Here is a 25,731-nt window from a genome sequence, read left to right as displayed (position 1 = left end):
GTTTCACCAAAAGTTAGTGATCTCCTGTTTGCAGGGGTCCGGCGGCGTCTATATTTTAGAGGATCACGGAGTATCCATGCTCGAAAAGAAAAACACCATTCTGATCGTCGACGATGAAGAAGAAATCCGCAAGATGCTGAGCATCTTTCTCGATGCGGCGGATTTCAAGGTGTGCGAATGCGATTCAGGCAAGCAGGCCCTGCGCATGAGCGCGTCGGTTCGTCCCGATCTTATCCTGCTCGATCTCGGCCTGCCCGATATCGACGGCAAGGAAGTCATCACCAAGATCCGCGAATGGTCGAATGTGCCGATCGTCGTGCTGACCGCTCGTTCGGAAGATGCCGACGCGGCGCCGGCGCTCAATATCGGCGCCGACGACTATGTTACCAAGCCGTTTTCGGCCGAGGTTCTGCTGGCGCGCATCAACGCCAACCTGCGCAAGTCGGCGGTCAAGGAGGTCGGTGACCCGGAAATCGTCCACGGTCCGATCCGCATGGACCTTGTGCGTCACGAAGTCTTTATCGACGACGAACGTATCGGCTTCACGCCCAAGGAATACGACCTGCTGCGCTATTTCCTGGTCAATCGCGGCCGGATGCTGACCCACAAGCAGATTTTGAAAGAAGTCTGGGGACCGGCCCACCTGGAGGATACGCAGTATTTACGTGTCTATATCGGTCAGGTGCGTGACAAGCTGGAGACCCGTCCGGGTCTTGGCAAGTCGATCGTGTCGGAATCCGGCATCGGCTATCGCATGGATATGGTCAACTAGAACCATCAGCGACGCATTACAGAAATCCGGTAAGGTGCGCGCCTGCCGGATTTTTTGTGTCCGTTTTGCGGAAAGGCAGGTCTTTTATTCCATCCTTATCTTATGATCGCGGGTCGTCTTTGTATATTTATGACCGGACGCATAGGTTGGAGTCAATTATCTGCGCCATTCCGGGCGGGGTTGCTTAACAGGAGACCACTATGCTCAACTGGATTGTCACTTTCTTCATTCTGGCCGTTATCGCGGCCTTTTTCGGCTTTACCGGTCTGGCCGGCACTTTCGCCGAAATCGCCAAGTTCATCGCCGTGGTCTTCGTGGTTCTGTTCGTGGCCAGCCTGGTTTATCGCATGATTACCGGGCGAAGCGCCAATCCGCCTCTATAGCTTTCCTGATTTTGGAAGCGTTGAAAGCCGGCCTCATATCGAGGCCGGTTTTTTCGTACCTGTTCGTAGTCTTCTTACGCTTTCTTGTTCGCGTACCACAAAGTAAAAATAGCCCCGCCTTCGGGGTGGTTATGTAGCTCGATCCGGCCATCGAGCAGACGCATGATGTACTGGCTGATGGTCAGGCCAAGCCCGGTGCTGGCGGTCTGCTGGTCGGTCTTCTGCAGGCGGGTATATTTGTCGAAAACCGCCGCCTGCTTTTCGGGCGGGATGCCTTCGCCATGATCGCGGATGCGGACGAAGCCCTCATTGCCCTTAATGCCATACTCGACCTCAATAGCAGGAATGCTGGCCTTTCGGCCGCCGAACTTGAAGGCATTATGCAGCACTAGGCCGATGGCGCGGCTGCCGAGCATCGAATCGGTCACCAGATCATCCGCGTCGCCCACGGCGTTGATCTTGATCTCCCCTTTGGTTTTGAGCGGACCCAGACGCGCCAGGCTGTCGTTGATCATCTGGCTGAGGCGGGCGCTCTCGAAACGCGGCTTGACGGCATCGGCCTCGAACTTGGCCATGTCGAGAATGTTGGTGATGAAGTGGTCGAGCCGGAAGGCTTCGGTCAGGGCCGAACTGATCAGCGACTTGCGCTTTTCCTCGCTCAGCTTGTCGTAAAGCATGGTCATGACCTCCAGCGAGCCGATGATGGTGGCCAGCGGTGTTTTCAGGTCATGCGATACCGACGACAGCATCTGGCGATGCAGGTATTCGCGGATCTCATCGTGTGTCGGAGAGGTTATGTCTTGGGGCTTCATGGCCGTTCTTACCAACATTGTATGGGCAGCGCAAACGGACTCAACCGGGGCGCAAAAAAAGGGAGCAAGGGGGTTCGCCCTTGCTCCCTTCAAATGCCGAGGTAACGGCAGCCAGGGGAAAACTGCGGCGTCGGCAATGGGGGATCAGGGGTGCTTATCCTGTTTCTTTTGTGTGTCGGCGGCGGTTTCAGAAACCGTGCTGGCCGCCGCCTTGCCGGTCTTTGAAAGTGCCGAAGAGGCGGCCTGTCCGGTATCCTTGATAGCGTCGCCAACCTTGTCGAGGTTGTCCTTGTCGGTCACTTCGTCGGCCGCCTTACTGACAACGGCAGGGATGGCGTCTACCGCCTTGCCGACATGATCGCCGGCGGTGACGACATGCGTCTTGTTATAATACCAGACGCCGGCGACAACGACGATCAGCAGCAGGATGATAACGACGAACCGGCCGAAACCGGAGCCGCGTGTGTATTCTGTCATTGGCTAATCGTTCCCAATTCTAATCGTTCCCGACCTTAATCGTTCCACGTGTCGGCGATGTGGGCATAGATCGTCAGTTCGTCGAAATCCTCGTCGGCATCGAACAGTTCGGGAATCTCGTCCTCGAAATATTCACCATCGATACTGACCTGACGGACTGGGGCGGGCTTTGGGGCGGGGAAAGGGATGATCTGGGCGTTCATGTCTGGCTCCTGTATCAGGGCGGAATTACATCTTGGGGTCCATGACCGGGGGGATCTCCGACGGCAGTTCCGGATTTCCGTCAGGCGCCGGCGGATCGTATTCGGGTGCGTTGTCGGGCGGGGACGTATCCGGGCTCAGTGGTTCGATTTCGGGGTTTTCCGGATCATTGGGGCCGGCGAAAGTCTGCTCCACGGCCGGAATCAGACCGCTGATACGGCGCAGGGCGCGCGAAATGTCGTCGATCCGGCGTTCCTGGTCATCGGTCGGCGCGTTGCCGCCTTCGCCTTCAAAACGCAGGAAATCGTCGAGCGATAGCGCCAGTTCCTTCTGAGCCTCAATCAGGGTGTCGTAACCGGCCTCGCTGATCTTTTGCGCGGCGTCGAGGCCCTTGAGATAGGTCGTGGTCCAGTCATTGAGTTTGGCCACTTGCAGCTTGACGTCGGTCTTGAGGCGGGCGGCGTCGCAGCCGGTCAGCAGGCGCTTGAGGTCGTGCGACATCTTCTGCACGGATTCGATATGATCCTGGTCATACAGCGCTGCCAGGCCTTCCGAGCCGAGCGCGTGCGTGCCGGCGGGCGCGCTTTTCACCTCGTTTGAGGTAACGCCCTGGCTGGTCGGACTGGTGCGGACATGGTTGTCGCGGATCCGGGTATCCTGCATGGTTTCTGGCATGGCGCTCTGCTCCTGCGAATTGCTCTTGAAACATACCCTAGGCCCAAAGCCTGCAAGGGCTCAGTGCCTAAGCTTCGCAATGCGGATAAGGGAGCGGTAAGGAAAAAACCTTACGCCGGCTGGCGCGCAGTAATGGCGCCGAGTTTCTGCGCCAGGATACCAGGCAGGACGGGCTTGGAAATATAGTCGTCCATGCCCGCCGCCAGGCAGCGTTCGCGGTCGCCGGCCAGGGCGTGGGCGGTGACGCCGATGATGGTGTGGCGCGGCACGCCCGACTGTTCGCCATCGCGGATATGGCGCGTGGTATCCAGCCCGTCCATGCCGTGCATCTGCACGTCCATCAGGATGGCATGGAAGGGCGGAGACCCTTCGATCAGGTGCAGTGCTTCGAGGCCGGAGGTGGCGGACACCGTTTCATAGCCCAGTTCTTCCAGCATCAGGTTGAGCACCATGATATTGGGTTCATAATCCTCAACGATCAGCACCGTCGGTTTGACGCCACCCGCCACTTCCGGCGCGCGGTAATCCGGCGCCGGTTCGGCCAGCTTTTCCGGGGCTGAGGCGCGCGGCAGGTCGAGGGTGATGGTAAAGCTGGAGCCGGTGCCGGGATCGCTCTCGACGACGACATCGCCGCCCATCAGTTCGACCAGTGACCGGGCGATGGACAGACCGAGGCCGGAGCCGCCGAAACGCCGGGTGATGCTCTCGTCGGCCTGGGTGAATTTCTCGAAGATAAGCGGCAGTTTGTCGGGCGGAATGCCGATACCGCTGTCATGCACCCGGATCATCAGGCCGTATGTCTCGTCTGTCCCTGGCCGGATATGCGCTTCGATGGCGATCTCGCCATTGTCGGTGAATTTCAACGCATTGCTGACAAGATTCATCAAAACCTGCTGGAGACGCGAGCGGTCGCCGAGCATCCATAAGGCTTGTGTTTCGTCCTCGACGCGCAGGCTCAGGCCCTTGCGCTCGATATCCTGTTCGAACATGACGCGGATATCCTGCAAAATGGCCGAAACCTGGAACGGGATGGTCTCCAGTTCGATGTGATCGTCCTCGATGCGGCTGATATCGAGCAGGTCATTGATCAGCTTGAGCAGCAGGTCGGCATTGGTGCGCAGGGTATCGACGATCTTCTGCTGGTGGTCATCGAGACGGGTGTGGGCCAGCACAGTGGCGAGGCCGGTCACCACATTCATCGGCGTGCGGATTTCATGGCTCATGGTGGCGAGGAAGCGGCTCTTGGCCTGGTTGGCGGCCTCGGCGCGCTCCTTGGCCAGCATCAGTTCGACACTTTGCTGGGCGTTTTCACGCAGCAGACGCTCCTTGGTGAAGGCGGCGACCATGATGGCCGGCAACAGGTCGAGATAGGTCTGGTTGACATCCTTGACCGCGTAGTCGGCGGCGCCTTTTTCAAGCGCTTCCAGGGCGATGCGTTCATCACCGCCGGCGGTCAGGATAACGGCGGGCGGCACCACGGCCAGTTCAGTCAGCCGGTCGAGCATTTGCAGGCCGTTCATGCCCGGCAGGTTGTAATCGACCAGCAGCAGGTCGAAATCGCGCTGGTGGAGCAGGGCCAGCGCTTCCTCGGCGGTGACGACGGTCTCGACCTTCAGCCCGATCCGCTCCATGCGCTTTTGCAGCAGGCGCGCCAGCGCGGCGTCATCCTCGACATAAAGGATGTTCTGCATGGCGGGATGCAAGGTCTTCGAGGGGCTGACAGGGGGATTTGACATGAATTCAGGCACACTCAGGGTCTGGTATGGGGAACGCGAACTATGGTCAACATAAGGCCAAGCTTTTGTATGGCCTCGGAAAAATCATTGTAGCCGACCGGCTTGGTCATGAAGGCGTTGCAGCCAAGTGCATAGCAGCGGTCGATATCGCGCGGATTGTCGGTGGTGGTCAGCACGATCACCGGAATGCGCCGCGTGGTCTCGTCGGTCTTGAGGCGGCCGAGGATTTCGAAGCCATCGACATCCGGCAGGTTGAGGTCGAGCACGACCACCGTCTTGTCGAGGGGCTGGGTGTGGGCGTCGCTGCCGAAGAAGTAGGTCAGGGCCTCGTGCCCGTCGCGCAAACGGGTGATCGGATTGAGCACGCCGGCGCGCTGAAGGTTGCGGTTGATCAGGTTGGCGTGGCCTTCGTCATCCTCGATCAGGACTACAGAAAAGGGTTGGGTAAAGGTGCTGATCATGCCGCGTCCTCTCCCTTTTCTGCCTGGTCGTTGGAAGCGGTGGCAGGGGTGCGTTTCGGCAAGCTTACATGGAAGGCCGTGCCGACACCGAGCTGCGATTCGAACCAGATGGCGCCGTTCATCTTGCGCAGGGTGGCTTTCACGAAGGCCATGCCGAGGCCGAGGCCCCGCACATCACCGGTATTGCGGGCGCGGCGGAAAATATTGAAAACACGGTCGGAATCCTCGGCGTCGATGCCCCGGCCATTATCGCGGATGGTGAACACATAGTCGCGGCTTGTCTCCTGGCAGGACATCTCGATGCGTCCCGGTTCGCCAGGTTTGAGATATTTGACGGCGTTATCGAGCAGGTTGGAAAAGACCTGTTCGAGCGCGATCGGATCGGTGACCAGTTTCGGCAGGGGCTTGATCGTTACATCGACATTCTTGCTGGCGACCTCATAACTCTGCGCGCCCAGGCATTTGTCGAAAACGGCCTGGGCGTCGACCAGTTCGTCGCGGTAGATGAACTTGCCGATGCGTGACAGGTCGAGGATGGCGGTCGTCAGGGTGTCCATGCGATCGACGGCATTGCCGATGAAGCCGAGCGCTTCGGGGATATCCTTGCGCAGGATGTGCTCCAGCCGCGCCCAGGCCTCAGTGCCGAGTTTTGTCTGTTGCGGCTCCAGCAGGTCGTCGACCTCCTGCACCGCCAGGGCCAGCTCGTGCGAGAAGCCCTTGAGATTGACCAGGGGCGAGCGCATGTCGTGCGAGGTAATGTAGGTGAAGGCTTCCATGTCATTATTGAGTTGGCGCAGTTCTTCCTCGCGGTTTTTCTGCTCGGTGATGTCGGTATGGGTGCCGATCATGGTGCGGATCTGGCCGAACTTGTCCCAGGTGCCGATGCCGCGCGCCATCATCCAGCGCCAGGCGCCGTCCTTGTGTTTCAGGCGGAAGATGTTGTTGTAAAGTGGGGTCTGCTTGATGATGTAATCGTGGCGCACCTGCATGTAGGCGTCGAAATCATCGGGATGGATGAGGGTGTTGAAAGTGTGCATGTCGTTATCCAGCGCGTCCTCGCCGAAGCCGAGCATGGCCTTGAATTCCTTTGACATATAGATGGTTTCATTGACGAAATTCAGCTCGAAGACGCCATCGTTGGTGCCGTTCATCACGGCGCGGAAACGGCTCTCGGCGCCTTCGTTCTGCGCCAGGATATCTTCGCTCTCGCTTTCCAGGCGGATGATCAGCACGGTGCCGGCCAGGATGATGCCGACGCCGAGGATCGTGCCGATGAGCAGGATGTAGAAGAAGTTAGTCTTGCGCGGCTCCACCTGGTCGCGGCGGGTCTTCACGCTGGCCAGGCGATGGGCGATGCTGGTCTCGATGATGGTCTCAACCTCATTCATCTGGGTGCGCTGGATGCTGAGGGCGTTCTGACTGATCTGCCCGCGACCGTGGACGTGCATATAGTTCATCTGCGATTCCAACAGCTTTTGCAGGCTGTTGACGCGATCAAGCAGGCTGTTGGTTTCGGCGAAGGCGTTGGATTCATAATAGGTCGCCTGGCGCAGGGCCATGATCTCGCCGGGCAGGCGGTCGGAGGCGATGTCATAAGGGTGCAGGTAGGTTTTATCGCCCGTCAAAACATATCCGCGCACACCGGTTTCCATATCGACGATATCCATCAGGATGTTCTTGGTCCGGCGGATGTTTTCGTACTCGTAGCGCATGTAATCGTTCAGATTTTGCGACTTCTGGTACTGGTCATAGATGATGAGGCTGAAAGCGCACAGGGCTATCGAAATGACGCTGAAAAAGGCCAGGTACAGATGCTTGACATTGAGTCCCCACGGCATTCTCATTGCGACTGGCCAAACCCCTGTGGCGCTGTAAGGTACAAAAACACGATTTATGAAAGGGTCAGGCTATCTCACGAGCGGTAATAGGGCAATAAGCGAGGGCGGGAATATTATAAAGATGCCGTAAGGGCGGCGCGGCGGAAATGTCAGCGCCGGGCGTGCTCGGCAGCCTTTTTCGGCTTGTTCCGCAGGCCGGACAGGAAGGAGCCTGCGACGTTGCTCACCTTGGTAATCACCGGCGCTATAATCGGTGACTGGCTGTGAAAAATCTGTTCGACATCGGCGCGGACGCGACCGAACACCGCCGCCGCCCACAGAGCGGCGACGGCAAGTATGGCGAGCGTCAGGGCCGCCGTGCAGAGCGTGGCGGCCAGAACGCTAAAGCCTGACAGGACAAGCTGGAGATAGATGAGATACAGCAGGCCGCCGATCATGATGGCGGACAAAAATATGCCGAACATACCCAGAAGCAGCGCCACCATCAGGTTGGACACAGCGCTCATGACATGGGCTTTCGAGTCGTTGAGCTTCTTCGTCGCCGACAGAAGCTCGAAAATTCGTGTTACCCAGAACATGACTGGCGTATCTCCGGTTATTGTTTAGCGGCGGGTCAGCAACGCGCCCAATATAAAGCCGGCGCCGAGCGCGATGGCGGAGGAACGAACCGGGTTGGTCTTGATCTCGGTTTCGATCTTGTGGGTGGCGCTCTTGCTGTTGTCGAGGGTGCGGTCAAACAAACCGCGCACCTTCTGGCCGGCTTCGTTGGCATAGCCGCTGACATCGCTCAGAACATCGTGACCGCGATCATTCAGATCCTGCACGGCATCGCGGGCATTGTTGGCGGCGTCGCGGGCGCTGCTGCGGATATCGTGCTCGGCCAGGCTCTTGGTGACATTGGCGGCGGCCTTGGTGGCGGAAGACAGCATGGTATAATCTCCTGACTAAGAAGCTAAGTTCAGTATTTCGGGGGGAGGAAGAATGGGGGTCACGTCCACGTCAGGCTTGTCTGAAACCCAGGGGCTGGGGGGGCGGAGAAGGGCTTGAGACAAACGGACGTGGACGTGATGGCTTGAGATTACCGGCCGGGCTTTAAGGAAGCCATGTGTAGGCCGCAAGCCATAAATAAAGAAGCCATAAGCGCACTTTGTATTGCAAAGTGATTTACCCCATCCTTACCGGCAGGGATGCGCTCCGGTGCGTCAATTTTACAGGCAAACCCCTATAGTCACGATGACCGCCGGGAATGCTCGCGGCGTCTGTTTTTATAGGAGAAACCCCATGACTGTTAAAGCCAGCATCAAGGAAACCACTGGCGCCGCCGAAGAAGAACTGGGCGAAGCGCTGGGCGATACCAAAATGGCCGACAAGGGCCGTCAACTGCGCAATGAAGGCCGCATCGAAAACGGCAAGACGCCGAAGACGACCGTGCCCGGTACGCAGAAAGACAAGCACCATATGGGGTCGTAGGTTTTACAGGCGACCGGCCAAAAAGCGCTCTCTGCCCGGATGGACAGAGGGCGCATTACTCCGCCGCATTCTTTTGCGCCGCCGCCGTATCGTATCCCAGGTGCGCCAGCAGGTCCTTGATCTTGATCGAGGCGAAGTGGATCGAGGAATCGGCCACGCCATACGGCATGAATATCCACTCGCCGCAGCGCAGTGCGCCGCAAGTATAGATGACGTTCGGCACATAGCCTTCGCGGTTGTCTTCCGAGGGTGACAGCAGCGGCTCCTTCGAACGCGCCAGCACGATGCGCGGATCGTTCTTGTCGAGCAGGGCGGCGCCGAGCGAATAGCGCCGCACCGGTCCGACGCCGTGGGTCAGCACCAGCCAGCCTTCCTCAATCTCGATCGGCGAGCCGCAATTGCCCATCTGGATCAGTTCCCACGGCGCTTCCGGACCGAGGATCTTCTCCCCGTTGTTCCAGGTGTATTTGTCGTCGCTTTCGAGATAGAAGACGCTCTCGTGATCGAGCCGGCCGACCGCCGCCCAGCGTCCGTTGATCTTGCGCGGGAAGAAGCCCAGGCCCTTGTGCTGCGAGGCCGCACCGCGGAAAGGTGTCAGCCGGAAGGAGCGGAAATCAGAGGTCTCGAAACATTCGCAGGCAATTTCGCGGCCATTATAGGCCGTATAGGTGCCCATGATAGCCGCAGTGCCGTTTTCATCGATGAACCTGACCATGCGCAGGTCTTCCAGACCATTGCTCTGTGAACGGGTGACGGGGAACAGCACGGTTTCGGAGATCGGGCAGGCCTGATGGCCGTGGACGGTGATGGCGCCATCGAGCGGCGCATTGCCCAGCGGCTTGGCGGCGACGGCGAAATCGGCCTCCGCCTTCAATTCCATCGTGCCGTCTTTGTAAAAAGTGCCTTCGCGGAACGAAATGGTCGAGATATGGCCTTCGCCGACGGTGCGCGTCGACATGATGAAATTTGTGCCGCCGTTGGCATTGCTCTGGTCGGGGTGCGGTACGACCGAAGGGTTCATGACCGCCGCCGCCTGGTAGCTGTATTCATGGCAAAAATAGGCGCCGATCAGCGCCATGTGGTCCTCGTCGAGATTTTCCATGCCGCCATGCATGGTCTGCATGGCCTTGAAACGATCGAGGAAGATGCCGCGCGTCTGCCAGTGCCGGCCGGTGAAATCGCGGTTGACAATTTCCAGCTCAGCCTGGACGGTTGCGGGCGACATGGCGGCGATGGAGTCGCAGATACGGGTGACGCGCGACATCGCCCCCATTGCGCTGTCACGCGGGTTTACGGAAATCGAGAACGGCAGAATGACGACGCGATCCGGGTTGGAGCGCAGCATCGTCGGGCTGATCAGCATATCGGTCATTTTATAACCCCCTCAGATGGGTAGTTTAGCAACGCGTAGCGCGGGTCGCTTTCGCAACCCGCCTGTTTTGTGAACGGTCCGTATTTTGCGAACCTGATTATAGGTCGCCTTCCATTACAGGTCGGCTTTCAAGGCGGCCCAGCTCATGGGGTAGGACAGGATGGATTCCGCCCCCTGATTGAGATTGAGACCATTCGGATTAAGCCCGTCGTAGCAACCGCCCTCACCATCGAGCAATGACAGGCCGGCGGTGTTTTCGCCGTGGAACCAGGCGAAGGCGCGCGTCGCCTCGTCCTGCCACTGGCTGTCACCGGTAATCCGCAAAGCGCTGAGGCAGGCGTCGATGGTTGCCAGCACTTCCAGTGGCTGCTGATCGTAAAGCGGATGATCCGGGCCGTCATCGGAGAATTTCGAATTGGGGACCGGCACGAAGACGCCCCCTTCTTTCCCGGCAATAAAGCGCGTCTGCTTTTTCATCAGCCAGCGCTGGGCGGCCAGGCCATCCGCGACCATGTCCGCTTCGGCAAGGAAGGCGCCGCCGACGATCAGGCCCTCACTGATGCGGGCGTTGTCATAGGACAGGTTCGCCTCGAACCATTCATGGCCGGGGCGCGACTGAGACTTGAAGCGCTGATGCAGGTCACGGCTGAAATAACGGATCAGCGCCTGGATTTCCTGGCCATCGCCAAAGACTCCGAACGTGCGGACCAGTGCCCTGATCATGACGGCGCGCGACCGCAGGCTTGTCCAGCTATCGACCCTTGGCATGATCAGGCTGCCGAGATCGCCGGCCCATTGGCGCAGATCGGCTGGCAGGTCTGAACGGGCGACATCGACCAGCGATTCAAACGAACGGGCGTTGCAGTCGTCGAACCCGCCGTCATCGAGCCAGTCACGGCCATAGGACATGAAGTTGCGGAAACTCTCGCCGTTCCACGCGTGGTTCATGAAAGCGGCATATCGGTAGGCCAATGATGTCTGATCGGGCGTAAGCGGCGCCAGCCTTGATTGGCGGGCCACCAGCGACAGGGCGCGGGCATTGTCGTCGGCGCAATAGCCGTGCTGGCGGTCGGGCAGGCGGTAGCGGCCATGCTGGAAGATGCCGCAGTCGTCGGTCATGCGTTCGATCGCGCTCCACGATGGCGGCGCGGGCAGGACGGCGGCGCGCGCCTTCGGGGCTTCGTAGTTTTCCACATCCGCCACGGCGCAGGCGACATAGGCCTGCGCCACCGATGACCAGCGCGACGGCTGGGCGGCCATATAGGCGCGCATCGACATATCGGCGCGCACTTTATCAGAGGCCAGCAGGCGCGAGATCGCCTTGGCGAAGGCCTTGGTGTCGTGGAAATCACACAGGATGCCGACGCCGCCGGCCAGGGCTTCGACGGCGTGCCAGTAGGGTGTCGAGACCGTCGGTCGGCCGAGCGCCAGGGCGTAGGCCAGGGTGCCGGAGGTGATCTGGGTTTCGGTCAGGTAGGGCGTGACATAGACATCGGTCGCCTGAAGGATATCGATCAGGTCGTTGTCATTCACGAACCGGTTGATGAAACGGATATTGTCCTCAACGCCCAGGTCACGCGCCATGTCTTTCAGGCCGTCGCGGTACTTTTCGCCTTCGTTTCTGAGCAGGTGCGGGTGGGTGGCCCCGATAACGAGATAGACCACATCCGGGCAGGTTTCGCGGATTTCCGGCAGGGCGGCGATGACCGTCTCGATGCCTTTGTTAGGAGACAGCAGGCCGAAAGTGGTCAGGGTTTTCTTGCCGGCCAGATGCAGATGCGACTTGAATTCGGCGGTATTGCGCAGGGGCCGCGACGGCGCGCCGTGTGGCACGACGCTGATCTGTGCGGGTTTGACGCCATAGACGCGTTGCAGGATGTCCGCGCCCTTCTGCGCCATGGTGACGAGGGTCGAGGAGAGACGGATCAGCGACTGCATGACGCGCTTTTGCTCGTCGTTTGGCGTTTCCAGGATGGTATGGAGCGTTGTGACAATCGGGAAATTGACGCGCTCCAGACATTCGATCAGCCAAGCGCCAGACGGGCCGCCATAGATGCCGAATTCGTGCTGCACGAACAGGACCTGGGTGCCGTCGTCATTGAGCGTCTTTGCAAGATCACGATAGGCGGCGACGTCGTTTTGCGGAATCTGGTGGGTGACTTCGAGCGGATAGTCATAGGTCGCGCCCGGATCGTTCATGGCGATAACGTCCCAGTCGGTGTTCGGCAAGGCCTTTGCCAGGCAGGCGTACATGTCGCGTGTGAAGGTGGCCAGGCCGCACTGGCGCGGCGGGAAATTGCCGATGATCGCCGCCTTCGACAGGACGGCTTCGGTAGCGGGAAGCTGGGTAAGGGCGCTGGTGTTCAGTGCGGTGGCGACATTATGGGGCAGGCCTTCCGTCTCAACTTCGACATCGTGGGCAATTTCGAAACTGTTGGTCTGTAGCATATCCGCGCTCCTGCAAGGGTGATATCTGGCCCGGCAGAAAAAGTTACAGATAAACGGTCTGAGAAAAACCTTTTGCGGGCGCCGATTTTATGAAGGCGGCAAGGCTGATATTACCTCGCCCGGCAAACCGACAGTGGCGGTTCGCCTGTAAAGATTCAGTATGGTTCAAGGTGCGCTGCAATAAGCGCGTCGTCACACTTGCGTGTTTAAACGGTGCGCGCCGGCGTGAAAAAGCTGTTGGCCGTCAGTCGGCCGGTGCGCGGATCATCCGTCAGGCGGGCGCCGTCGAACAGGGCGCAGTGCAGAACATGGCTGCGATAAATCACCAGGCGGTTGAATTTGGGGTCGACGGTCTCCAGCAATTCATAGTTGGGAGTCCGGGGACCGGTATAACCGGTCAGGCTGTCACCCAGGGCCTCCAGCTCTTGGGTGACCTGCTGCATGTAGGCTTCGCGGCGGGTGGAGTCAATCGATTCAAATCCGCTGGCGGTATGACGAAAGAAACCGGTGCCGCCGGCCTGGCCGCGGCCGAGGTAATGCACCATGGCCAGGCAACGCGGATCGGGCTGGTCATAGTGCGGAATCTTTTGCAGCGGCAGCATTTCCTCGGCCCGCTTCGTCGAAAGGGCGAAGAAGGCGCGGGCTGTCAGCGCCGACTGGCCGACGCCAAAAGCGCGCATCAGGCTGGGCCGCAATACCGGCAAAAGGGTAGTCAGATAGGTGGGCGGAAGGGCTGCGTTCAGGCCGGGATACCAGGTCGCTTCGGGGGCGGAAAAGCGCGCTTTGGCAGCGCATTCGATCAGGTCATCCGGATTGAGCAGCAGGTCGTCGATGACGATAAGCGGCTGTTGTTCTTCGCCATAATGGCGAAGTTGCACGCGCGCGGCGGGATTGATTTCGATGGCGGTATCAGCGGAGAACATACACGATATTAACCGGAATTCAGGCTTTTGGCGCGCCAAAAAATATTGCGCCTGATGCGGTAAAAAAATATTGATGCGGCGCAGCATGGGAAGGCTTGACGCCGGATGCCCCATTGGCTTTACTGCGCGGCGTAGTCTTGGCCTTTCCGGCGTAAATTGTCACCTAAACCGCGTATGACGACCCGCTATAAATGATGCGTGATCATTTATAATTCCGACCCGTGCAAAGCGTTATTTTTCCGGCGCGTCAGTTCATCTGGCGAAAGCGGTTCTGCGCGCCATGAAACCATTCCCTCTACAGGAGCCTTAAAATGACTGGCAAATCTTTCGTTATCACCCAGGACGGTACACAGATATTCTATAAGGACTGGGGTCCGAAGACCGCCCAGACTATCGTTTTCCATCATGGCTGGCCTTTGTCATCCGACGACTGGGATACCCAGATGCTGTATTTCCTGGGTAAGGGTTTCCGCGTCGTCGCCCATGATCGCCGCGGGCACGGCCGGTCTTCGCAGGTCAGCGAAGGCCATGACATGGACACCTACGCCGCCGATGCCAATGCGGTCGTCGAACATCTTGACCTGAAGAATGCCGTCCATATAGGCCATTCGACCGGCGGCGGTGAAGTGGCGCGCTATGTGGCGAAGTTTGGCGGCAATGGCCGGGTTTCAAAGGCGGTTCTGATCAGCGCCGTGACGCCGATCATGCTGAAGACCGAGGCCTTCCCGCTCGGACTGCCGATCGAGGTCTTTGATGGCCTGCGTGAACAGACCGCCAATAACCGCGCGCAATTCTACAAGGACCTGCCGATACCTTTTTATGGTTTCAACCGCGACGGTGTGAAGCCGATCGACGGGGTGATTGACAACTGGTGGCGTCAGGGCATGACGGGCGCAGCCCTGGCCCATTATGAAGGCATCAAGGCCTTCTCGGAAACCGACCTGAGCGGCGACCTGAAAGCGATCGAGGTGCCGGTGCTGATCCTGCATGGCGATGACGACCAGATCGTGCCGTACAAGGCCGCAGCCCTGGAAGCGATCAAGCTGGTAAAGCACGGTACGCTGAAAATTTACGAAGGCTATCCGCATGGCATGTGCACCACGCACGCCGATGTCATCAATCCGGACCTGCTGGCTTTTATTCAGGCTTAGGCTTGATCGATAACGGATGCGCCGCCGGTCTCCTTGAGGCCGGCGGTTTTTTTAAGTGCCCCCGCCGAGCGCTTGATACAGGGTCGATTGATTGATCAGTTGCGACAGGCGGTTGTTGTCATAGCTCAGTTGCGACGACCGCAGGGATTGTTGCGCATCCAGCCAGACGCGCAGCGCCACCGCACCGGTGCGGTAACGCAGGGCGTAGAGCGCCTCGGCCTTGCGTGCGGCTTCCAGACTGGCCAGTTGCGCCGCGCCCTGTTCCGCCAGTTGCGTGCGGTTGGACAGGGCGTTGTCAGTATCGGCCAGGGCCTGCAACAGGGTCGTCTTGAAGTTCAGCACGGCGATGTCATAGCTTTTCTGCGAAATCTTCACATTGCGGCTGAGGCGCGGGAAATCGAGGAAGGGCAGGCTGAGCGCCGCGCCGATCGCGCCGGTCGGGTTATTGAACAGCGACCCCAGTTCGGCGGAAGAGGCGCCGCCGGAGGCGGTCAGGCCGAGGCCGGGATAGAAGGCCGCTCTGGCGATATCGACATCGGCCAGGGTTTCGCGCAGGCGCAGTTCGGCGGCGCGCAGGTCCGGCCGGCGGCTGAGCAGTTCGGCGGGCACACCAGCGCGCACCTCCGGCAGGGGGATATCAGGCAGGGTTTGCGGCTCGCCGCTTTCCGGCCACGGCGTACCGCCCAGAAGCACAGTGATGGCCGAGCGATATTCAACCAGTTGCTGTTGCAGGCCGGACAGGCTGGCGCGCTGTGAATTGACGCTTTGATCGGCCTCGGCCACTTCGACACCGGAAACCGCACCGGCATTGTGCTGGACGGTGACGAGGTCGCGCACCTTGATGGCGTAGTCGAGATTTTGTTCGCCGACCGTGATCTGCTGATGGGTATAGGCGATGCGCCAGTAAAGCTCGGCTGTGGTGCCGATCAGCGCCAGTTGTGCGGCCTGCCGGTCCTCCTCGGTGGCCTGCGCCTCCCAGTTGGCGGCGCGGCTGTTGGCGGCGAGACGGCCCCACAGATCGACCTCATAGGAAACGCCGAGACTGGCCGAATAACGCGTACTGTCGGATGTGCTGGCGCTCAAACCGCCATTTGCCGACGGGAACTGATCGAGCCGGGTCAGCCCGGCCTGAAGTTGCGCCTGCTGTACCCGCAGGGCGGCGGCGGCCAGGTCATTGTTGCGCGCCAGAACATCGGTGACCAGCGTGTTAAGCGCCGGGTCACCGAAGGCGGTCCACCAGTCGGCCGGTTGGCTGGCGGCGTCCGTACCTTCCCCAGCATGGTTGAACTGCGCCGTCATTGGCGCCTGCGGCGTGTCGTAAGGCGTCGAGGCGCAGGCACTGAGTAAAAGCGCGCTCACTAAAATTCCGATTTTTGGGAAATATGTCATCAGTCCCTCGCCAGGGCGGTTACGGGGTCAAGGCGGGCGGCATTGCGCGCCGGCAGGAAGCCGAAGATGACGCCGATCAGGGTCGAGCACAGGAAGGCCGAGATGATCGAGGCCGCTGAATAGACCAGCGTGAAATCTGTGCTGAACAGACCGAACACCAGGCCGAAGCCGAGCGCCATGATAATGCCGAGCACCCCGCCGATCAGGCAGACCAGGACGGCCTCGATAAGGAATTGCTGCATGATGTCGCGCGTGCGGGCGCCGACCGCCATGCGCACGCCGATTTCGCTCGTTCGCTCCGTCACCGAAACCAGCATGATATTCATGACGCCGATGCCGCCGACGATCAGCGAAATGATGGCGATGGCCGAGATCAGTATGGTCAGGGTATTGGTGGTGGCGGTGATGGTCTGGCGGATTTCATCCGTGTTGAGGATGGTGAAATCGACGGCGCCGTGACGCTGGGTCAGGAGTTGGGTGACGCCCGACTGGGCCACGGACGACTCGGTGTCGTCTTTCACGCGGACGGTGATGCTGCGCAGCACGCTGGTGCCCAGCATACGCGAATTGACCGCCGTAAAGGCCATGTAGATGTTGAGCGTGTCCTGGTTGCCGCCGCCGACGCCGCTCGACTTGTTGGTGACCCCGACGATGCGCGCCGGCACCGATCCGAGCAGGATGACCTGCCCCAGTGGCTTGCCGCTATTGGGATAAAGGGTGTTGTAGGTGTTGTCATCGATCACCACGTCCTGACTGAGGCCGCTGACATCTTCCGCCGTCAGCCAGCGGCCCTGCGCCATCGTCAGGCCGCGCACGCGGTCATACTGGTCGCCGACGCCCATGACGGTGGCGTTGGCGGAAATTGAGCCGGAACGCATGACCACATTGGTCTGGACAAGCGGCGTCACGCTGTCGGCATAGGGCTGTTTGGCCAGGGCGTCGGCGTCGGAGACCACCAGGGTGCGCACCCGCCCGGAGCGGATATCGCCGAAGCCGCGCCCCGGATTGATCTGCAGGGTATTGGTGCCGATTGAGGCGATCTGGGCCAGCACCTGTTGGCGCGAGCCTTCGCCCAGCGCCACGACGCAGACCACTGAGGCGATGCCGATAATGATGCCGAGCATGGTCAGGAAGGTGCGCATCCGGTGGGCGTTCATGGCCAGCACCGCCATGCGGAAGGCTTCATTGAAGCTATCGATCGTCGCCCGCAGGCCCCCGTGTGTGGCGGTGGCTATGGGCGGCAATCCCTGAGCCTCGGCGACACCGCGACCCTCGCCCTTGCGGTCATTGATGATATGGCCGTCGCGGATTTCGATGACGCGTTCACAGTGCTCGGCCACTTCCGGGTCATGGGTGACGATGATGACCGTATGGCCCTCCTGGTGCAGTCCCTTCAGGATGCGCATGACCTCCTCGCCGGAGGTGGTGTCGAGCGCGCCGGTCGGCTCATCGGCCAGCACGATTTCGCCGCCGTTCATCAGGGCGCGGGCGATGGAAACGCGCTGCTGCTGGCCGCCGGACAACTGTCCGGGCCGGTGGCCGGTGCGGTCCGCCAGGCCCAGCCGGCCGAGCAGTTCGGTGGCGCGGCTTTTGCGCTGATCCGCAGGCGTGCCGGAATAGATGGCTGGCACTTCGACATTGCCGAGCGCGGACAGGTCGCCGAGCAGATGATAGCGCTGGAAGATGAAGCCAAAATGCTCGCGGCGCAGTTCGGCCAGGTCGTTCGGATCGAGTTCCGAGGTGGCCCGGCCACCGACCTTGTACGTGCCGGCGGTCGGCCGGTCGAGGCAGCCGAGAATGTTCATCAGCGTCGATTTGCCCGAACCGGACTGACCGACAATGGCCAGCATTTCGCCGGGCGCCACGGTCAGGTCGATGTCGTGCAGGACGGTGATCGTCCCTTCGCCGGCGGGAAAGTCACGCCGCAGTTTCGAGACTTCCAGTGCGGGAGGCGTGGTCATCAGAGACCCCGCGGCGGACGCGTGCTGCCGCCAAGGGCGCTGGAGCCTGCGCGATTATTGCGGTTGCCACCGGAAGAGGTGGATGATCCGGAGGCAGACGCCTGGGCGATAACCACCTGCTGGCCGGCTGTCAGTCCGCTCAGGATTTGCACATTGGTGCCGTCATTGATACCGGTTTTGACCTTCACCGGCTCCGGCTTGGTCTTGTCCTTGCCGATGATGCGGACGGTATAGCTGCCATCCTTGCCCTTGCGACCGAGCGCCGCCGAAGGAATAGTCAGCACATTATTGGCGCTTTCCTGGATGATATAGACCTGGGCGGTCATCGACGGGCGCAGGGTGCCGTCGGGATTATCGACATCAAACAGGCCGTAATAATAGATGGCTGAGGAGGTGTTGCCCGTGGTGGTCTCGCCGGTGAAATCGGTCGGGGCCGGCTCGACACTGCGCAAGGTGGCGTAATATTTCTTGTCCGGATCGCCGAGGGTGGTGAAATAGACCTTCATGCCGGATTTGATGCGGATGACATCGGCTTCGGAGATTTCCGCCTTGACGGTCATCTTGTTAAGCTGGCCGAGCACGACGATGGTGGGCGCCGACTGGTTAGCATTGACTGTCTGGCCCTGCTTGGTGATGATGGCGATGACCGTGCCGTTCATCGGCGCCACGATGCGGGTATAGCCGAGATTGACATTGGCGGTATTGACCGAGATCGTCGCCTGCTGGATCTGCGAATTGGCGGCATCGAGGCTGGCCTGTGCCGCCTTCAGTTGTTGCACGGCGCTTTCATAATCGGCTTTCGAGCCGGCATCGGCCTGATAAAGCGTCTGCTGGCGGGTGAAATTGCTTTGCGCCTGCGCCAGTGACGCCATGGCCGAGGCGCGCTGGGCCTTCTGGTTATTGAGCGCGGCCTGGCTGGTGGCCAAATCGTTTTTCTGCTTTTGCGAGTCGATTTCGGCGATCAGGTCACCGGCCTTGACCTCATCCCCCAGTTCAACGTTGAGTTTGGTCACCTGACCGGAAACCTGCGCGCCGACATTGACCTGCTCGAACGGCTCAAGCGTGCCCGAAGCCAGGACAGTCTTCTCGACATTGCCGATAGCCGCAGGTTGCGTCACCAGTTCCGGCCGCTTGGGTTTATTGAAGAACAGCAGCCACAGGACGAGTACGACAAGCACCGCAGCCGCGACGCCGGCGATGGTGAGGAACCGCTTGTTTTTATACCACATGCTTTTGCCGTACTTTCAGGAGGTCCGGGGGATGGACACATCCATTCCACGCAGCAGTCATGAAATATCCGTCGTAAAAAAACGATGAGGTTCGCTAGAAGTCTTAATTTATAAGGGTTCCCACTGGCCAGATGTTTCCGAACGAAACAAAGCGTCGATGATGCGCATATTGATACGGGCGTCTTCTATGCCGTAGGGCAGGGGCGCTTCACCGGTGACGGCGCGGGTGAAGGCTTCGCCCATCAGGGTGTACTGGTTTGACGGTTGCAGGGTGTGCGTCACGGCCGTTGCGCCATTGAAGCTGTGGCCATCATCGATCGTGATGACTTGTGGCGCGTCGGGCGGCTGGTTGAACGGAATGGACAAGCTCAGACGGGCCTTGTCGCCCATTATGGTGACGGCCTGGCCCGGCGTCAGCGCGGTCGAAACGGCGAAGGTCAGTTGGCGACCGTCACCAAAATCGAGCAGGCCGGAGGTGATGGTGTCGGTGCCGAAAGTCTTGTCGCGGCTGATCAGGGCCATGACGCGCACCGGCTCAGCCTCGAAGAAGAAGCGCCCGGCGACGATGGGATAGCAGCCGATATCCATCAGTCCGCCGCCGCCCCAATCGACCTTGTTGCGGATATTGTTGGCGTCGGTATTGGTGTAACTGAACCACGACTGGATGATTTTTGGCGCGCCGATTGCGCCGTCGCGGATCAGCCGGCGCGCCTCCAGCCATTGCAGGCTGTGGCGCACCATAAAGGCTTCCATGATATGGACTTTATGCGCCACCTCGCTCAGTTCGTCGATCTCACGGGCATTGAGCGCCATCGGTTTTTCGCACAACACAGACTTGCCGGCGCGCGCCGCGGCCAGGGTCATCGGCACATGCAGATGATTGGGCAGGGGATTATAGACGACCTCGATATCCGGATCGGCCAGAAGGTCTTCATAAGAGCCGTAGGCGGTTTCCAGACCAAGCTTGTCAGCGGCGTCCTGCGCGGCTTCGATATCGCGTGAGGCGATGCCCTTTACACGGATCAACTCGCTCTGCATCAGGGCCGGAATGACCTTGGTGACGCCGATCTTCGCCGTGCTCAGCACGCCCCATGTGGTTTTGGTCATTATCAAAGTCTCTCTATGAGGGCCATAGCCGCGGCGGGGTTCAGCGTCTTGTAGCCGCTGATGACATACAGGAAGACGTCGTGAGGCTTAGGCGCCGGTTTTTCGCCATAGGTCGCCAGATCGCCGGGCACCTGGCCTTCAGCCAGCGTGCGGGCGCGATAGGCCCACTCATCCAGCGCCTGTTCACTATAGCCTTTTTCGTGCTGGTCGGTCGTGCCCATGATGCGGACATAGGCGAAATCGGCGGTCAGGTCGGCGATGACCGGAAAGTCCGAATCGGCGCCGGTGATGATCGCCACGCCATAGTGCCGCGCCAGATCAACGAACTCAGCGCACTGGAAGGTCGGGTGGCGCACCTCGACGGCATGACGCAGCCTGACACCATCGACTTCCGGCGGCAGCAGTTTTAAGAAATTCTCGAAATCGGCCGGATCGAACTTTTTTGTCGCCATGAACTGCCAATTGATCGGGCCGAGCTTTTCCTTCAGCTCGCTGATGCCCGAATTGAGGAAGCGGTCCACGCTGTCCTTCGATTCCGCCAGGTTCTTGCGATTGGTGGCGTAGCGCGTGCCTTTGACGGAAAAGACGAAGCCATCCGGGGTTTCCGCCCGCCATTTCTGAAACGATGACGGCTTCTGCGCGCCGTAATAGGTGCCGTTGATCTCGATCGAGGTCAGTTTGGATGACGCATATTCCAGTTCGCGCTTCTGCGTCAGGCCTTCGGGATAAAAGGGGCCGCGCCAGTCCTCGTAGGTCCAGCCGCCGATGCCGACATAGATGGTCATGTGTTCCTCCTGACAGGTCTTGTCTCAATGCGTGCCAAACTATTCTATAAGGACGCAACCCGTTTTTGACAGCATTTTACATGTTCACTTTATGTTCTGGTTGTGGCATGAGTCAATGACCATGGACGATGAAAAACACTCGCCACAAAGAAAGATCATCCACGTCGATATGGATGCCTTTTTCGCGTCGGTCGAACAGCGCGATCATCCGGAGCTGCGCGGCAAGCCGGTAGCGGTCGGCGGCGGCTCGGAACGCGGGGTCGTGGCGGCTGCCAGCTATGAGGCGCGTAAGTTCGGCGTCCACTCCGCCATGCCTTCGGTCACGGCCAAACGCAAATGTCCGGAGCTGATTTTTGTGCGCGGTAATTTCGAGGTCTATAAAGCGGTGTCGCGCCAGATCCGCGAGATATTCGAGGATTACACGCCGCTGGTCGAACCTTTGTCGCTCGATGAGGCCTATCTCGACGTCACCGAAAATCGCAAGGGCATGGCCTCGGCTACCGAGATCGCCGAAGACATCCGCGCCCGCATCTGGGAGGCGACGCAACTGACCGCCTCGGCCGGCGTGTCCTATAACAAGTTCCTCGCCAAGCTGGCCTCGGATCAGAACAAGCCCAACGGCCTGTTCGTCATCAAACCGGCGATGGGGCCGGCGTTCGCGGCGTCTTTACCGGTGAAGAAGTTCCACGGCATCGGCCCGGCGACGGCGGCGAAGATGAACCGGCTGGGGCTTTATACCGGTGAGGATATTCGCAACCAGACGCTCGATTTCCTGGAGCAGCATTTTGGAGTCTCAGGGCGCTATTATTACGGTATTTCGCGCGGGATAGATCATCGCCAGGTCCGGCCGGATCGTGAGCGTAAATCGATCGGCGCCGAGAATACCTTCTTCACAGACACGACCGATTTCGATACCGCCTGGGGGTTTCTAGAACCCTTGATCGATAAGGTGTGGCGCTATGTCGAGACCAATGACATCAAAGGCCGGACGGTCACGCTCAAGGTCAAGTTTTCCGATTTTCGCCTCATTACCCGCAGCCGTTCCGGGCTTGTGCCGGTGATGAGCAAGAGTGAGTTGACGGGCTATGTGCGGGCGCTTCTGGAAGGGGTGTTTCCGGTGCCGAAGGGTATCCGTTTGCTGGGCGTTTCGATGTCGTCTCTGGGGGAGAAGGAAGAGAGGGCGGTCGAGCAGTTGAGCTTGTCACTTTAAGCAAGATACCCCACCACCAACGCGCAAGAGCGCGTCGGTCCCCCTCCCCAACAAGTTGGGGAGGTATAAAACTGGTTTTTTCTTGTACCTCCCCGGCACAGCCGGGGAGGGGGACCGCGCCCGAAGGGCGGGGTGGTGGGGTTTCTTGCTTTGCTGCTGTCACATATCCTAAGCTTGTTATTTGATCGGGGTGCGCCTAGATTAAACTCATGTCCCTGCGTTCCCCTCTCATTGATGGTTTCGGCCGCCGCCTCAGCTATGTGCGGCTGTCGGTAACGGACCGCTGCGACCTGCGCTGCACCTACTGCATGAGCGAGCACCAGACCTTTTTGCCGCGCAAGGACCTGCTCAGTTTCGAGGAAATGGAACGCCTCAGCCTGTTCCTGATCGATAGCGGCGTCGAACGCCTGCGCATTACCGGCGGTGAGCCGCTGGTGCGCAAGGGCGTGCTCGATTTCATCACCAAGCTTGGCGACCAGGTGCATAAGGGACGCCTCAAGGAACTGACCCTGACGACCAACGGCACCCTGCTCGAAGACGCGGCGCCGGTGCTGGCCGGGGCGGGAATCAAACGCATCAATGTGTCGTGCGACAGCCTGAAACCAGAGGTCTATCGCCGTATCACCCGCGGCGGTGATCTGAACAAGGTGCTGGCCGGCATCGCGGCGGCACAGGCGCACGGCATCCATATCAAGCTCAATGTCGTGGCGCTCGCCCAGGATAATCGCGCTGAAATTCCCGATATTATCCGCTTTGCCCATGACCGCGGCATCGACGTCTCGCTGATCGAAACCATGCCATTGGGCGATGAAATTTCCGGCCGCGAAGCGCAGTTCGTGTCGCTGAAAGACGTGCTCTCTGACCTGCGCAGTTTCTGGCAGGTTGACGGCATTACCGACACGACGGGCGGTCCGGCGCGTTATTATCGCGTGGCGGAAACCGGCGGAAAGCTGGGCCTGATCACGCCGCTCAGTCATAATTTCTGCGACACCTGCAATCGCGTACGCATCACCTGCACCGGCCAGCTGTATATGTGCCTGGGACAGGATGATCAGGTCGATCTGCGCGGTCCTTTGCGCGAAGATGCGACGGACGCCGGTTTGCAGGCAGCATTGGCCGAAGCCCTGGCGCACAAACCGAAAGCGCATGATTTTTTCATCGCCGAAGCCGGTTTGCCGCAACCGCAACGCAGCCATGCGCCGGCGCGCACCATGTCCCTAACCGGGGGCTAATGGCGGGTAGTTGATATTCGCAAACGCCGCGTCGTCGTCCACGGCGATTGTGCGCACATTCTGCGTCGCCAGGAAGCGCATGACCGCCAGTCCGCCCTCGACCTGTTGCAGGGCGTTGCGCAAAGGGTCCGCCACTGAAATCCGCCACAGCGCGCACAGCGGATAATCGCGCGCGCCCTTGAAATACACCACGTCGGCCGGCGGGGCGGCGAGCAATCGCGCCACCATGTCGTCCGGCAGGTCGGGCATGTCGCACGGTGCGGTGATCACCATCGCATCCCCCGCCGCCCGCGCCATTTCGAGCGCACTCAGAACCCCGCTTAAGGGGCCCAGGCCCTCAAACGCCGGATCATCAAAGATCAAGCCGGCGTCAAGACATGACAAGGGCAACACCAGGGGGGACGTTTTTGCACCGGCATTGATGACGATCTCACGCACCTGCGGCCGCAGGCGCGCCAGCGTGGTTTCGATCAGGGTCGATTGTCCATAGGGCGCAAAGGGTTTGTCGCCGCCCATGCGTTTGCCTTTGCCGCCGGCCAGGAGTACAAGCTTCGGTGTCATGATAGTACCAGTTTAGCGAAGTGGCGGGGGTTTGGCAAAGGGCGGTTTTTAACCCTGTAAACTTCTGAATTATAACTATCCTTATGGCTTTTTTATAAGGCGTATCCCGCTCCTTATTGGATGCTTACGCTACGGCCCATAGGGTTTTTGCAATGGAACGAACGGCCAGAAGTCCATTCTGGCCGCATGGGGGCATGGAAGACGGATGACCAAGAATAAAACCGCGCAGCCGAATCGCCAGCTACGCATGGACCTGAGCGTGTCGCTCGGACTGTCGCTGGTCGCGGTGTTTTTCATCATCAGCGGCATCGTTTCCTATCTCAATATCCAGACCCTCAAGCGTGACAGCGATCAGATCGGCCACACGCACGAAGTCCTGCTCGGTTTGAATAACGTTCTCTCCACCATGAAGGACGCCGAAACCGGTCAGCGCGGCTACATCATCACCGGTCAGGAAAGCTATCTCGAACCCTATTCCGACGCCTTGACGGGCATCGAGGAACAGGTGCTGCGGATCGAGCAGCTTACCAAGGATAATCCCGATCAGCAGCGCCGTATCGCACCCCTGAAATCGCACATCGCGGCCAAGCTCCAGGAACTGGGCGCCGGTATCGAAATGCGACGCAGCGAAGGCCTGTCGGCAGCTGTGGCGCGCGTGGCGACCAATCGCGGCAAGGAAGACATGGACGCCATCCGCGCCCAGGTGGCGTTGATGCAGGATACCGAAGGCGACCTGCGCCAACAGCGCATTATCGAGATGAAGGACGCCTACGATACGGCTGTCGTCAGCGTGGCGGTCACCGCCCTGATCGGCGTGCTGTTGTCGATCGCCATCACCACCATGATCAGCCGCGCCTCCGCTGCCCGCCGCCGGGAGGAATGGTTGCAGGCCGGCCAGGTCGGTGTGTCCGCCGCCATGATGGGTGAGCAAAGGCTTGATCAGCTTGGCCACAGCATCCTGGCCTTCCTGTCCGAATACACCCAGGCCAGTGCCGGCGCTTTTTACGCCCTGACGGACGGCGCCTACCGCCGCACGGCGATGCTTGGCGTACCGGAGCAAAATACCGTGCCCGCCACCTTCACGCCGAAGGACGGCCTGCTCGGTCAGGCGGTCAGCGAAGGCAAGCCGATCCTTCTGCATGATCTGTCTGAAAGCCATCTGTCGGTTGGCGCCGCGCTGGGTCAGTGGCGGCCACGCCATCTGCTGATTTCGCCGGCCCGGTCGGAGCGGACGGTGGATGCCGTCATCGAACTCGGCTTCCTGTCGCCGCTGTCGGACCTGACGCGCGTCCTTCTGGAACGGGTGTCCGAAACCATCAGCGTCGCCGTGCAGACGGCCAATTACCGCGCCAATCTGCAAAACCTGCTGGAAGAGACCCAGCGCCAGTCCGAGGAACTGCAAAGCCAGGGCGAAGAGCTGCGCGTCAATAATGAAGAGCTTGAGGAGCAGGGCCGGGCGCTCAAGGAATCGCACGCCCGTCTCGAACAGCAGCAGGCCGAACTGGAGCAGACCAATTCGCAGCTTGAGGAACAGGCCG

Annotated in this window: 25 protein-coding genes; 7 read left to right on the top strand and 18 right to left on the bottom strand. The window is 59.9% G+C overall.

Annotated features, from left to right (window positions below; all coding sequences use genetic code 11):
• Positions 1 to 76 precede the first annotated feature (76 nt).
• Complete coding sequence (locus tag VL130_RS08640) at positions 77 to 772, top strand: response regulator transcription factor (RefSeq protein ID WP_325362438.1); 696 nt, start codon at positions 77 to 79, stop codon at positions 770 to 772.
• 200 nt (positions 773 to 972) lie between these two features.
• Positions 973 to 1,155: a DUF1328 domain-containing protein gene (locus tag VL130_RS08635; protein ID WP_325362437.1), complete on the top strand. Its 183-nt coding sequence runs from the start codon at positions 973 to 975 to the stop codon at positions 1,153 to 1,155.
• Between the two features lie 74 nt (positions 1,156 to 1,229).
• Here the strand turns inward: VL130_RS08635 and VL130_RS08630 are convergent, their stop codons facing one another.
• From VL130_RS08630 to VL130_RS08590, 9 genes are all read right to left on the bottom strand, one after another.
• Positions 1,230 to 1,967, bottom strand: a complete 738-nt coding sequence (locus VL130_RS08630; protein WP_325362436.1) for a sensor histidine kinase — start codon at positions 1,965 to 1,967, stop codon at positions 1,230 to 1,232.
• A gap of 144 nt (positions 1,968 to 2,111) precedes the next feature.
• Positions 2,112 to 2,444, bottom strand: coding sequence for a hypothetical protein (locus VL130_RS08625; protein WP_325362435.1), 333 nt, complete (start codon positions 2,442 to 2,444; stop codon positions 2,112 to 2,114).
• A 35-nt stretch (positions 2,445 to 2,479) separates the two neighbouring features.
• Positions 2,480 to 2,647: a hypothetical protein gene (locus VL130_RS08620; RefSeq protein WP_325362434.1), complete on the bottom strand. Its 168-nt coding sequence runs from the start codon at positions 2,645 to 2,647 to the stop codon at positions 2,480 to 2,482.
• Between the two features lie 25 nt (positions 2,648 to 2,672).
• Entirely contained in the window at positions 2,673 to 3,320 is a 648-nt protein-coding gene (locus tag VL130_RS08615; RefSeq protein WP_325362433.1) for a hypothetical protein, read from the bottom strand.
• Between the two features lie 110 nt (positions 3,321 to 3,430).
• Positions 3,431 to 5,056 (bottom strand): response regulator, encoded by a 1,626-nt coding sequence (locus VL130_RS08610; RefSeq protein WP_325362432.1) that lies wholly within the window; start codon positions 5,054 to 5,056, stop codon positions 3,431 to 3,433.
• A 14-nt stretch (positions 5,057 to 5,070) separates the two neighbouring features.
• Complete coding sequence (locus tag VL130_RS08605) at positions 5,071 to 5,517, bottom strand: response regulator (RefSeq protein ID WP_325362430.1); 447 nt, start codon at positions 5,515 to 5,517, stop codon at positions 5,071 to 5,073.
• The gene (locus VL130_RS08600) at positions 5,514 to 7,355 is read right to left on the bottom strand and encodes a sensor histidine kinase (protein WP_325362429.1); all 1,842 of its coding nucleotides are present in this window, start codon (positions 7,353 to 7,355) and stop codon (positions 5,514 to 5,516) included. The genes VL130_RS08605 and VL130_RS08600 overlap by 4 nt, the downstream gene beginning before the upstream one ends.
• A 149-nt stretch (positions 7,356 to 7,504) precedes the next feature.
• On the bottom strand, positions 7,505 to 7,933 hold the full coding sequence (locus VL130_RS08595; protein WP_325362428.1) for a hypothetical protein: 429 nt from the start codon (positions 7,931 to 7,933) through the stop codon (positions 7,505 to 7,507).
• Between the two features lie 24 nt (positions 7,934 to 7,957).
• Positions 7,958 to 8,284 (bottom strand): hypothetical protein, encoded by a 327-nt coding sequence (locus VL130_RS08590; protein WP_325362426.1) that lies wholly within the window; start codon positions 8,282 to 8,284, stop codon positions 7,958 to 7,960.
• A 352-nt stretch (positions 8,285 to 8,636) separates the two neighbouring features.
• Here VL130_RS08590 and VL130_RS08585 point away from each other — a divergent pair, with 352 nt between their 5' ends.
• On the top strand, positions 8,637 to 8,825 hold the full coding sequence (locus VL130_RS08585; protein ID WP_325362425.1) for a hypothetical protein: 189 nt from the start codon (positions 8,637 to 8,639) through the stop codon (positions 8,823 to 8,825).
• Positions 8,826 to 8,880: 55 nt separating this feature from the next.
• Here VL130_RS08585 and VL130_RS08580 read toward each other — a convergent pair whose 3' ends face one another.
• From VL130_RS08580 to VL130_RS08570, 3 genes are all read right to left on the bottom strand, one after another.
• Positions 8,881 to 10,197, bottom strand: coding sequence for a glycoside hydrolase family 130 protein (locus VL130_RS08580; RefSeq protein ID WP_325362423.1), 1,317 nt, complete (start codon positions 10,195 to 10,197; stop codon positions 8,881 to 8,883).
• Between the two features lie 114 nt (positions 10,198 to 10,311).
• Positions 10,312 to 12,645, bottom strand: a complete 2,334-nt coding sequence (locus VL130_RS08575) for a glycosyltransferase family 4 protein (RefSeq protein ID WP_325362421.1) — start codon at positions 12,643 to 12,645, stop codon at positions 10,312 to 10,314.
• Positions 12,646 to 12,851: 206 nt separating this feature from the next.
• The gene (locus VL130_RS08570) at positions 12,852 to 13,568 is read right to left on the bottom strand and encodes a DUF6445 family protein (protein ID WP_325362419.1); all 717 of its coding nucleotides are present in this window, start codon (positions 13,566 to 13,568) and stop codon (positions 12,852 to 12,854) included.
• A gap of 311 nt (positions 13,569 to 13,879) precedes the next feature.
• Here VL130_RS08570 and VL130_RS08565 point away from each other — a divergent pair, with 311 nt between their 5' ends.
• Positions 13,880 to 14,719 carry an alpha/beta hydrolase gene (locus VL130_RS08565; RefSeq protein ID WP_325362417.1) on the top strand — a complete coding sequence of 280 codons (840 nt, stop codon included), beginning with the start codon at positions 13,880 to 13,882 and terminating at the stop codon, positions 14,717 to 14,719.
• Positions 14,720 to 14,770: 51 nt separating this feature from the next.
• Here VL130_RS08565 and VL130_RS08560 read toward each other — a convergent pair whose 3' ends face one another.
• From VL130_RS08560 to VL130_RS08540, 5 genes are all read right to left on the bottom strand, one after another.
• Positions 14,771 to 16,078, bottom strand: coding sequence for an efflux transporter outer membrane subunit (locus tag VL130_RS08560; RefSeq protein ID WP_325362415.1), 1,308 nt, complete (start codon positions 16,076 to 16,078; stop codon positions 14,771 to 14,773).
• Between the two features lie 29 nt (positions 16,079 to 16,107).
• Positions 16,108 to 18,069 carry a MacB family efflux pump subunit gene (locus VL130_RS08555; RefSeq protein WP_325362414.1) on the bottom strand — a complete coding sequence of 654 codons (1,962 nt, stop codon included), beginning with the start codon at positions 18,067 to 18,069 and terminating at the stop codon, positions 16,108 to 16,110.
• Complete coding sequence (locus VL130_RS08550) at positions 18,069 to 19,298, bottom strand: efflux RND transporter periplasmic adaptor subunit (protein ID WP_325362413.1); 1,230 nt, start codon at positions 19,296 to 19,298, stop codon at positions 18,069 to 18,071. The genes VL130_RS08555 and VL130_RS08550 overlap by 1 nt, the downstream gene beginning before the upstream one ends.
• Positions 19,299 to 19,406: 108 nt before the next feature.
• A complete protein-coding gene (locus tag VL130_RS08545; protein WP_325362412.1) occupies positions 19,407 to 20,405 on the bottom strand; it encodes a Gfo/Idh/MocA family oxidoreductase in 999 nt (332 codons plus the stop codon).
• A gap of 2 nt (positions 20,406 to 20,407) precedes the next feature.
• Positions 20,408 to 21,190: a DUF72 domain-containing protein gene (locus VL130_RS08540; protein ID WP_325362411.1), complete on the bottom strand. Its 783-nt coding sequence runs from the start codon at positions 21,188 to 21,190 to the stop codon at positions 20,408 to 20,410.
• A gap of 121 nt (positions 21,191 to 21,311) precedes the next feature.
• On the opposite strand from VL130_RS08540, the gene dinB reads away from it, so the two are divergent.
• Both dinB and moaA read left to right on the top strand, forming a co-directional pair.
• Positions 21,312 to 22,400, top strand: a complete 1,089-nt coding sequence (gene dinB / locus VL130_RS08535) for a DNA polymerase IV (RefSeq protein ID WP_325362409.1) — start codon at positions 21,312 to 21,314, stop codon at positions 22,398 to 22,400.
• A gap of 209 nt (positions 22,401 to 22,609) precedes the next feature.
• Positions 22,610 to 23,632 (top strand): GTP 3',8-cyclase MoaA, encoded by a 1,023-nt coding sequence (gene moaA / locus VL130_RS08530; protein ID WP_325362407.1) that lies wholly within the window; start codon positions 22,610 to 22,612, stop codon positions 23,630 to 23,632.
• Here the strand turns inward: moaA and mobA are convergent.
• On the bottom strand, positions 23,618 to 24,193 hold the full coding sequence (gene mobA / locus VL130_RS08525; RefSeq protein WP_325362406.1) for a molybdenum cofactor guanylyltransferase: 576 nt from the start codon (positions 24,191 to 24,193) through the stop codon (positions 23,618 to 23,620). The two genes, moaA and mobA, sit on opposite strands and share 15 nt — an antisense overlap.
• 205 nt (positions 24,194 to 24,398) lie before the next feature.
• Between mobA and VL130_RS08520 the strand changes: the two genes are divergently transcribed.
• On the top strand, positions 24,399 to 25,731 hold a 1,333-nt coding region (locus VL130_RS08520), incomplete at its 3' end, for a CHASE3 domain-containing protein (protein WP_325362404.1).

Source organism: Asticcacaulis sp. (assembly GCF_035497195.1).
Classification (GTDB): domain Bacteria; phylum Pseudomonadota; class Alphaproteobacteria; order Caulobacterales; family Caulobacteraceae; genus Asticcacaulis.
Note: the sequence above shows the minus strand (reverse complement) of the source record. Positions and strands in the feature narration are given on the sequence as shown.

Coding starts and splice junctions, on each gene's coding strand:
- VL130_RS08640 (WP_325362438.1), top strand. CDS start 77: ATGCTCGAAAAGAAAAACACCATTCTGATCGTCGACGATGAAGAAGAA.
- VL130_RS08635 (WP_325362437.1), top strand. CDS start 973: ATGCTCAACTGGATTGTCACTTTCTTCATTCTGGCCGTTATCGCGGCC.
- VL130_RS08630 (WP_325362436.1), bottom strand. CDS start 1,967: ATGAAGCCCCAAGACATAACCTCTCCGACACACGATGAGATCCGCGAA.
- VL130_RS08625 (WP_325362435.1), bottom strand. CDS start 2,444: ATGACAGAATACACACGCGGCTCCGGTTTCGGCCGGTTCGTCGTTATC.
- VL130_RS08620 (WP_325362434.1), bottom strand. CDS start 2,647: ATGAACGCCCAGATCATCCCTTTCCCCGCCCCAAAGCCCGCCCCAGTC.
- VL130_RS08615 (WP_325362433.1), bottom strand. CDS start 3,320: ATGCCAGAAACCATGCAGGATACCCGGATCCGCGACAACCATGTCCGC.
- VL130_RS08610 (WP_325362432.1), bottom strand. CDS start 5,056: ATGTCAAATCCCCCTGTCAGCCCCTCGAAGACCTTGCATCCCGCCATG.
- VL130_RS08605 (WP_325362430.1), bottom strand. CDS start 5,517: ATGATCAGCACCTTTACCCAACCCTTTTCTGTAGTCCTGATCGAGGAT.
- VL130_RS08600 (WP_325362429.1), bottom strand. CDS start 7,355: ATGCCGTGGGGACTCAATGTCAAGCATCTGTACCTGGCCTTTTTCAGC.
- VL130_RS08595 (WP_325362428.1), bottom strand. CDS start 7,933: ATGTTCTGGGTAACACGAATTTTCGAGCTTCTGTCGGCGACGAAGAAG.
- VL130_RS08590 (WP_325362426.1), bottom strand. CDS start 8,284: ATGCTGTCTTCCGCCACCAAGGCCGCCGCCAATGTCACCAAGAGCCTG.
- VL130_RS08585 (WP_325362425.1), top strand. CDS start 8,637: ATGACTGTTAAAGCCAGCATCAAGGAAACCACTGGCGCCGCCGAAGAA.
- VL130_RS08580 (WP_325362423.1), bottom strand. CDS start 10,197: ATGACCGATATGCTGATCAGCCCGACGATGCTGCGCTCCAACCCGGAT.
- VL130_RS08575 (WP_325362421.1), bottom strand. CDS start 12,645: ATGCTACAGACCAACAGTTTCGAAATTGCCCACGATGTCGAAGTTGAG.
- VL130_RS08570 (WP_325362419.1), bottom strand. CDS start 13,568: ATGTTCTCCGCTGATACCGCCATCGAAATCAATCCCGCCGCGCGCGTG.
- VL130_RS08565 (WP_325362417.1), top strand. CDS start 13,880: ATGACTGGCAAATCTTTCGTTATCACCCAGGACGGTACACAGATATTC.
- VL130_RS08555 (WP_325362414.1), bottom strand. CDS start 18,069: ATGACCACGCCTCCCGCACTGGAAGTCTCGAAACTGCGGCGTGACTTT.
- VL130_RS08550 (WP_325362413.1), bottom strand. CDS start 19,298: ATGTGGTATAAAAACAAGCGGTTCCTCACCATCGCCGGCGTCGCGGCT.
- VL130_RS08545 (WP_325362412.1), bottom strand. CDS start 20,405: ATGACCAAAACCACATGGGGCGTGCTGAGCACGGCGAAGATCGGCGTC.
- VL130_RS08540 (WP_325362411.1), bottom strand. CDS start 21,190: ATGACCATCTATGTCGGCATCGGCGGCTGGACCTACGAGGACTGGCGC.
- dinB (WP_325362409.1), top strand. CDS start 21,312: ATGGACGATGAAAAACACTCGCCACAAAGAAAGATCATCCACGTCGAT.
- moaA (WP_325362407.1), top strand. CDS start 22,610: ATGTCCCTGCGTTCCCCTCTCATTGATGGTTTCGGCCGCCGCCTCAGC.
- mobA (WP_325362406.1), bottom strand. CDS start 24,193: ATGACACCGAAGCTTGTACTCCTGGCCGGCGGCAAAGGCAAACGCATG.